Genomic DNA, 7,406 nt, shown 5'->3' with positions numbered 1-7,406 from the left:
AGCTTGCTCTAGTATAGAAGGCCCCCTTTTAGGGGGTAATCACAAAGCCACCTTCTTCAGAAGGTGGTTTTTTACTATTTACCCAAAAAAGTCCGTCTCATACGGACATTTTCTATGGCGTGTAAATTCCTACCACCTCGATTCGCTGATGTGGCGCTGCTTTATCAAGATCGATATGCCCACGATTTTCCACATCCATAAAATCAAATGCTGGCAAATCCGCGTCGGCTACCTCACCTGACACCTCTGCATGCGGATCCTGTTTTAGCGATACAAAGTCAAATGCGTTTCGGTCTACACCTTGTGAAGGCGCCGTATTTTGCATAGCGGTGAAGATCGTTTCTATGCGACCAGGAAATTGTTTGTCCCAACCTTTAAGCATACTTTTAATTTCTGCGCGTTTGAGATTTTCCTGGGAGCCACAGAGATTACAAGGAATGATAGGAAACTGTTTAAGTTTAGCGTATTCGGCAATGTCTTTTTCACGGGAATAGGCAAGGGGACGGATCACCACATTTGCGCCATCATCAGATAACAACTTAGGTGGCATTGCTTTCAATTTGCCGCCATAAAACATATTCAGAAACAGCGTTTCAATAATGTCATCCCGATGGTGACCCAACGCTATTTTGGTAGCACCGATGCGATGGGCAAAGCCGTAGAGTGTGCCTCTGCGTAAACGTGAGCATAACGAACAGGTGGTTTTTCCCTCAGGGACCTTTTCCTTAACAATGGAATAGGTGTCCTTTTCCAAAATATGGTAGGGAATATTCAGACTGTCTAAATAGGCTGGCAATACATCTTCAGGAAATCCAGGTTGCTTCTGATCCAGATTCACCGCAACAATTTCAAATTTCACCGGCGCACGTTGCTGTAGGTTAAGCAGAATATCCAGCATGGCATAACTGTCTTTACCACCAGACAGGCAACACATTACCCGATCACCTTCTTCAATCATATTGTAATCGGCGATTGCGCTGCCCATTTCTCTACGCAAACGTTTTTGTAATTTGTTCAGACGAGTGATCTGCTTTTTATCGAGTTCAGCTATTTCAACCATAAAAAACGCGCCCTGTTGCTGCTTAGGTCAGGGCGCGTATTATTCCAGCTAATGTTTTTAGCGTAAAGCACTAATCTTCTAACGGTGATTTGTAGCCATCGGGTTTAATCGCCAGTAAATCACAGTTAATTGCATCAATTACATGTTCAGCTGTGTTACCAATCAATGCAGCGGAAAATCCTGTCCTACCCACGGTTCCCAGAATCACGAGTTCAGCGTCAATCTTTTCCGCGACTTCAGGAATGACATCTTCAGGCAGACCTTCTTTAACATGGCAGTTATTACAGTCAACACCATAGTTATTGGCTAAATAATTTACGCGTTGCTCGTGCTGCATCCGGATGGTTTCATTGTATGTGTGGGCATCAAAATCTGGCAGCTCAATAGCCAAATTCACTGGCGTACCAGGATACCCATTTACCAAATGGATTTCGGCATTGAATTTGGAGGCAATGGCCTGTGCATGCTCAATAATTCTACCGTTGAGCGATTGATGATCTTCATCTTCTGAAGCCACATTCACTGCACAGAGGATTTTACCGTTTAGTGGCCAGGATTTTTCTTTAACCAGCAAAACGGGGAGGGGAGCTTTACGCAACAAATGCCAGTCCGTAGGCGTAAAAATCACGGCCTTAAGCTTATCGTGCTCATGAGTGCCTTTAACTAGAAGGTCAAATTTACCGTCGATAGCGAATTTAATAATGCTTTCAAATGGGCGGTTATGCCATACCACCTCATATTTCATGTCAATATCTCTTTCTAGATATGGCTTAATCATATCTGCTAGCCAGGCTTTGCGCTGGTTGATAACACCCAGTCTCATGGCTTCCCGCTCTTGATTAGACAAGATCGAAGTCATTTCATAAGAGAGGTCAAAGATAGACAAAAATGCGGTAACTGAAGCGTTATTGCGGCTAGCAAGTTCAGCAGCTCTTGCGAGTGCTGATTGCACATCAGAGGTAGGATCGACAACAACCAATAACTTTTTATAGTCCATCATGGCAGTATTTCCTTTTTCCAGATGACATAACTATATCATGTGCCATCACTGGCAATTTGTCTTGTTGGAGATCAAAAAATTAATGCTAAATGCAGGGTTACCGCGCAATACCTCCCAATTGGTATAGTGCGGCGGTATCGACAATGGTAATGTACTTGCCGTTTACTTCGATTAAACCTGACTTCTGAAATCTACCTAATAGACGGCTGATAGTCTCGACTGTAAGACCCAGATAATTCCCGATATCGCCTCGCGTCATACTGAGACGAAATTCCCGCGGAGAAAAGCCGCGATTACCATATCTGACAGCGAGATTGCCGATAAATGCAGCTAGGCGTTCTTCCGCATTCTTTTTACTCAGCAGTAGGATCATGCTTTGATCTGTCATAATCTCACTGCTCATCATGCGCAGAATTTGCTGCCGAAGTTTTGGCATTGTGCCGGACAATTCATCCAGAGTATTGAACGGAATTTCGCACACCATGGATGTTTCAAGTGCTTGCGCAAAACTTTGATGCTGCTGAGAGTGAATGCCATCAAAGCCGATAACGTCACCGGCAAGGTGAAACCCCGTAATTTGCTCGTCGCCTTGTTCGGTAATGGTATAACTCTTAATGGTGCCAGAACGTATAGCATAAAGAGACTTGAGAGAGTCTCCAGATTTAAATAATTGCTCGCCTTTTTGGATAGGCTTTTTACGCTCGATAATGTTATCGAGTTGGTCTAACTCATTGTTATTTAGAGTGAAAGGAATACATAGCGTACCCATACTGCAGTCATGACAATGAATCGCACAACCTCCCGTAGCAGGACGGCGGAGTTTATTATTATCAATAGCCATAGTCGTTCTCAAATGAAACTGCTGGTGCCATGTTAACTAAAATCCTGCAGTACTACCAGTCGGCGGATAAAATCGTTGTAGAAAAACCGAAGGCCAGCCCAAAAGCGATTAGAATTGGTTGCTTTTTAGCCAGATTGGGGGAGTTTAAAGTCCAAAGGTAATTTAGATAATCAGGATTGATTATATTTATATATTAATGGCTTACTTGGCTTGAACGGGAATATACAAGGTGTTATTCGGAACTTTTAAACCAGAGTTCATAACGATAATCTCAGCGGCTACACCTAGGACTTTCCACATGAAGACCTTCATAGAGATAACATCGCATTTAGCAATTTCAGTTGTGCTATATGAAAATGGCGATTATCTCCTTGAATAACTAAAATCACTACATCATCAAGGAGGTAACGAGATGCAAGAATTCTACTTTGTTCACACCAAGACTGATGCACAGGGTGATTACGAAGTGCATACAGAAAATTGTAATAAGTTGCCTACAGAAGAAAATCGAGAATATCTCGGGACTTTTGATAACTGTGCCGATGCCGTCAGAGAAGCTAAGCATCTGGGTTATGCAGCTGCCAATGGATGCTATTTTTGCTGTACGTCATGCCATACGAGTTAAATGCTAGTAAAACTAAGCACGTTATAAAAATTGAATTCATGGTTGCAAAGACGCATCAATTCACGCGATGTTATAAACCTCGGCGAGCTAATGATTTACGGCCAGTGTTCAGCGAGAGCTGTCCCAAAGCCGAGCCGCTGGTAACGGATTAGGACAATAACACAGCCAGACCCCCAAGCACGCAAATAGCCTCACCTATAAATGCGCACAATGAATATTATGTTAAATTAGCTACAGATGGAATTTAATGAGTGTTATCTCGCTATGGTGATTTTTGCCTTTGTGATTGATACCCTACCGAATAGTGATTCAAGCGATAGAAACAGAATTCACAAAAGAAAAAGCCCGCTGATTTCAGCGGGCTTTCGGAATATGGCGGAGGAGCAGGGATTTGAACCCTGGGTGGGCGCGAACCCACGCCGGTTTTCAAGACCGGTGCATTCAACCACTCTGCCACCCCTCCGAACGGCAGGAATAATAGCGTTTGGATAGGGTTGCTGTAAATATCCTTATGCATTTTTCTGTTTCGTTTGCTTATTCGCTGCACAAGCTGCTTTATTTGCAGCCAATAACTATGAAATTTTGTCTTTAAGCTTGTACATGCCAACGATAATCTTTACCTTGATTGGGTATCAAATAGACTCAAAGGAAAGGTCTTTATGCTCTCAGAACAATCGCTGGAATTGATCGATCTGGTAGCTCAGTTAGGCAGCTTTACTGCGGCCGCGACCCATCTAAACAAAGTGCCATCCGCTGTTAGTTATGCTATCAAACAAATTGAAGACGAAATTGGTGTTGTCCTTTTTGAACGGCACCACCGCAGCGTATCTTTAACGCCCGCGGGTGTCCATTTTGTCGAGGAATCGCGTGAGTTACTGAAATCGATATTCCGTCTGAAACGCAGGACTTTGCAAGTAGCCAACGGGTGGCAACCTTCATTAGCTATAGCACTTGATTGTGTTGTCAGAGCGGACCGAGTGGCCTACCTCATCCGAGATTTCTATCAACGATTTGATGACGTGGAGCTCAAGATAAGAAAAGAAAATTTTAACGGTGTTTGGGAGGCTTTGGTAAATGGACGATGCGATGTTGCCATTGGCGCTACATCAACCATACCTGTCGGCGGGCCTTTTTTATCAAAGTCTATGGGTAAAGTTGTATGGAGTCTGGTGATGTCACCAGCACATCCATTAGCGCACATTTCGGAACCGATATCTGATCAGGTACTTCTGCCCTATCCTGCTGTTTGTTTAAGTGACACCAGTTGGCAATTTGTTCCACGGAGCTTTGCGGCTGCGCCTAATCAACGTCAAATCCAGGTGCCAGATTGGGTTCAGGCAATTAATGTGTTGCGAAGCGGACTCGGTATTGGCTGGGTCCCTCGGCATTTGGCGAAAAGTTTTATTGAATCTGGCAGCCTCATCGAAAAGGAGATGGTCTCCCCTTTGCCTGCCAGTGATTGCGCATTGTTGTGGAATTCTCGCCAACAATCCCCCGCCCAACAATGGGTGCTTGAATATCTTGGTGATGGACTCCAGCTTAGAACACACTGGATCGATTAATATTAAGCATTGATTAATATAGCTATGTGATAAGATAGCTATCATTGGAACTTGTTAACACCTGACCGCGTCAAATGCTGTAGAAGAAAATTTCAAGCCTCTGACGATGTTAAGCATTTGGAGATGTATATGAATCAGGAAACCCTATATTCCACAGCCACATCCGGCATTGTTGTCAATAAGATGTTGCGTAATACCTATATGTTACTGGCGATGACACTGGCATTTTCTGCTGTTTGTGCTGGTCTCGCCATGGCATTACAAATTACACCTTTGATGTCTCTCGGACTTTCGATTGGTGGTTTAATCCTGCTTTTTGTAACACTACGCAAGGCGGATTCAGCCGCCGGGCTATTATGGGTATTTGCCTTTACCGGCATGGAAGGCGCATCTCTGGGCTACATGCTCAATCACTACGCCGGTATGACAAATGGCCCAATGTTAATTATGCAGGCGCTCGGTCTTACTGCAGCAATATTTGTGGCATTATCAGCTTATGCCTTGACCACAAAAAAAGATTTTTCTTTTATGCGTGGCTTCCTAATCGCTGGTTTGGTCGTCGTGGTACTTGCTGCGATTGTGAATATTTTCTTGGGTAGCAGCGTTGTTTTTATGGCATTGAATGCGGGTGTCGCATTATTGATGACCGGTTTTATTCTTTTTGATACCAGTCGTATCGTGAATGGCGGCGAAACTAACTACATTCGCGCAACGATTTCACTCTACCTGGACTTTCTAAATCTGTTTGTTAGCATCCTGAACCTCCTAGGTGCAGGCAAAGATGATTAAATAGCGCTAAAACTTCTCGTTTTAGGTAAAATGGCCCTGTTTATCAGGGTCATTTTTATTTATGAGTAAATTTATTATTTTAGTGACCGGGCAGGTCTATGGTCCTGCGAGCGGTTGGCATGCCTATCAGTTTACTAAAACAGCGCTTGAGACAGGGCACGATATTCATTGTGTGTTCTTTTTTCGTGATGGCGTCACACAATCTAATGCGTTGGTCTCGCCTGCATCAGATGAAACAGATCTCGTACGCCTTTGGCAATCACTGGCTGAACAATATCAATTGTCGTTAGTGAACTGTGTATCTGCAGCTTGGCGCCGAGGTGTGATATCACTAGAAGATGCGCAAGAAAATGGCATTAGTAATTCGAATCTTGCTGCGGGCTTTATCATGGGCGGATTAGGTGAACTGGTGGCCGGTATTGAACAATCAACACGAATGGTGCGTTTCTGATGAAATCAATAGCAATCATCTTTCGTCAGGGGCCACACGGAAACGAAGCAGGCAGAGAAGCGCTCGATTTGGCGTTGATGGCAGCTACTTATGAACAACAAGTACATTTGGTGTTTATAGACAGCGGGGTGCTGAATCTGCTTTCCGGACAACAACCCGAGTTGATTGGTTGTAAGGACTACATTGCCACGTTCAAAGCATTGGATATCTATGACGTGGCCTCTGTCAGTGTCAGTGAAAGTGCCATTTTAAATTTCGGTTTAGCTAATCTGCCTCTAATATATCCCGCGGAATTAGTTGATGATGAACAGATCCGTAAACTGCTCGAACAAGTGGATGAGGTCTTGGTATTTTGAATATATTACATCACATCACAAAGTCACCGAATGAAAGTAATGCCCTCGCCTGTGCATTACACTTTGCCAAAGACCAAGACTCGTTAGTGTTAGCCGGAAATGCCATCGAGGCAATGCTGCAACCGCAATGGATCGCAGCATTGAAAATCTGCAATGTATTTTTAATGAGACCTGATGTTGATGCGCGAGGACTGGCTAAATGTTTCGCCAATTATCAACAAATCGAATACAAGGATTTTATTGCACTGACCTTAACTCACGCCAAAGTGATATCGTGGTAAATAATGATTGAATTTAATGGAAAGCAGATAGCGACGGACTCCCAGGGTTATCTTAAAAATATTGAAGACTGGGACCCTTCATTGGCGTCGTTAATTGCGAGCACAGAAGACATCGTGTTAACCGATGCACATTGGGAAGTGATAAATTTTGTCAGGGATTTTTATCTCGAGTATAAAACTAGCCCAGCCATCAGGGTGCTGGTAAAGGCGATTGGACAAAAACTTGGTCCAGACAAAGGAAACTCAAAGTATCTGTATAAACTGTTTCCTGTTGGCCCCGCTAAACAAGCCACTAAAATTGCTGGACTGCCAAAACCAGCAAAATGCATTTAACCCAAGCCAATAAAAAAGGTCCATTAATGGACCTTTTTTATTGTCAGCCCAAAACCACCTACTTCAGTAGGTGGTTATCATTCATGAAAGGGCTTTGCCCGTATATCT

Annotated in this window: 10 protein-coding genes and 1 tRNA gene; 7 read left to right on the top strand and 4 right to left on the bottom strand. The window is 43.6% G+C overall.

The window, feature by feature from the left end:
* Nucleotides 1–112: 112 nt before the first annotated feature.
* The 3 genes from ttcA to etrA form a co-directional block, all read right to left on the bottom strand.
* Nucleotides 113–1,060 carry a tRNA 2-thiocytidine(32) synthetase TtcA gene (ttcA, locus tag PY479_RS17165; protein WP_212596456.1) on the bottom strand — a complete coding sequence of 316 codons (948 nt, stop codon included), beginning with the start codon at nt 1,058–1,060 and terminating at the stop codon, nt 113–115.
* Nucleotides 1,061–1,130: 70 nt separating this feature from the next.
* Nucleotides 1,131–2,060: a universal stress protein UspE gene (gene uspE / locus PY479_RS17160; RefSeq protein WP_212596457.1), complete on the bottom strand. Its 930-nt coding sequence runs from the start codon at nt 2,058–2,060 to the stop codon at nt 1,131–1,133.
* Between the two features lie 97 nt (nt 2,061–2,157).
* A complete protein-coding gene (etrA, locus tag PY479_RS17155; protein ID WP_212596458.1) occupies nt 2,158–2,901 on the bottom strand; it encodes an FNR family transcription factor in 744 nt (247 codons plus the stop codon).
* A 412-nt stretch (nt 2,902–3,313) separates the two neighbouring features.
* Between etrA and PY479_RS17150 the strand changes: the two genes are divergently transcribed.
* On the top strand, nt 3,314–3,526 hold the full coding sequence (locus tag PY479_RS17150) for a hypothetical protein (protein WP_212596459.1): 213 nt from the start codon (nt 3,314–3,316) through the stop codon (nt 3,524–3,526).
* Between the two features lie 373 nt (nt 3,527–3,899).
* Here the strand turns inward: PY479_RS17150 and PY479_RS17145 are convergent.
* Nucleotides 3,900–3,989 (bottom strand) — tRNA-Ser (locus PY479_RS17145).
* Between the two features lie 196 nt (nt 3,990–4,185).
* On the opposite strand from PY479_RS17145, the gene punR reads away from it, so the two are divergent.
* From punR to PY479_RS17115, 6 genes are all read left to right on the top strand, one after another.
* On the top strand, nt 4,186–5,088 hold the full coding sequence (gene punR, locus PY479_RS17140) for a DNA-binding transcriptional activator PunR (RefSeq protein WP_275484501.1): 903 nt from the start codon (nt 4,186–4,188) through the stop codon (nt 5,086–5,088).
* Between the two features lie 129 nt (nt 5,089–5,217).
* Complete coding sequence (locus tag PY479_RS17135) at nt 5,218–5,877, top strand: Bax inhibitor-1/YccA family protein (protein WP_275484500.1); 660 nt, start codon at nt 5,218–5,220, stop codon at nt 5,875–5,877.
* A gap of 61 nt (nt 5,878–5,938) precedes the next feature.
* Entirely contained in the window at nt 5,939–6,328 is a 390-nt protein-coding gene (tusD, locus tag PY479_RS17130; protein WP_212593438.1) for a sulfurtransferase complex subunit TusD, read from the top strand.
* On the top strand, nt 6,328–6,684 hold the full coding sequence (tusC, locus tag PY479_RS17125; RefSeq protein WP_212593439.1) for a sulfurtransferase complex subunit TusC: 357 nt from the start codon (nt 6,328–6,330) through the stop codon (nt 6,682–6,684). Before tusD ends, tusC begins: the two co-directional genes overlap by 1 nt.
* Nucleotides 6,681–6,965, top strand: a complete 285-nt coding sequence (gene tusB, locus PY479_RS17120; RefSeq protein WP_212593440.1) for a sulfurtransferase complex subunit TusB — start codon at nt 6,681–6,683, stop codon at nt 6,963–6,965. Before tusC ends, tusB begins: the two co-directional genes overlap by 4 nt.
* Nucleotides 6,966–6,968: 3 nt before the next feature.
* On the top strand, nt 6,969–7,298 hold the full coding sequence (locus PY479_RS17115) for a TusE/DsrC/DsvC family sulfur relay protein (RefSeq protein ID WP_212593441.1): 330 nt from the start codon (nt 6,969–6,971) through the stop codon (nt 7,296–7,298).
* Nucleotides 7,299–7,406: the final 108 nt, after the last annotated feature.

It is taken from the genome of Shewanella sp. A32, from assembly GCF_029167175.1.
Lineage (GTDB): Bacteria > Pseudomonadota > Gammaproteobacteria > Enterobacterales > Shewanellaceae > Shewanella > Shewanella yunxiaonensis.
This window is presented reverse-complemented; position numbering and strand designations above follow the sequence as displayed.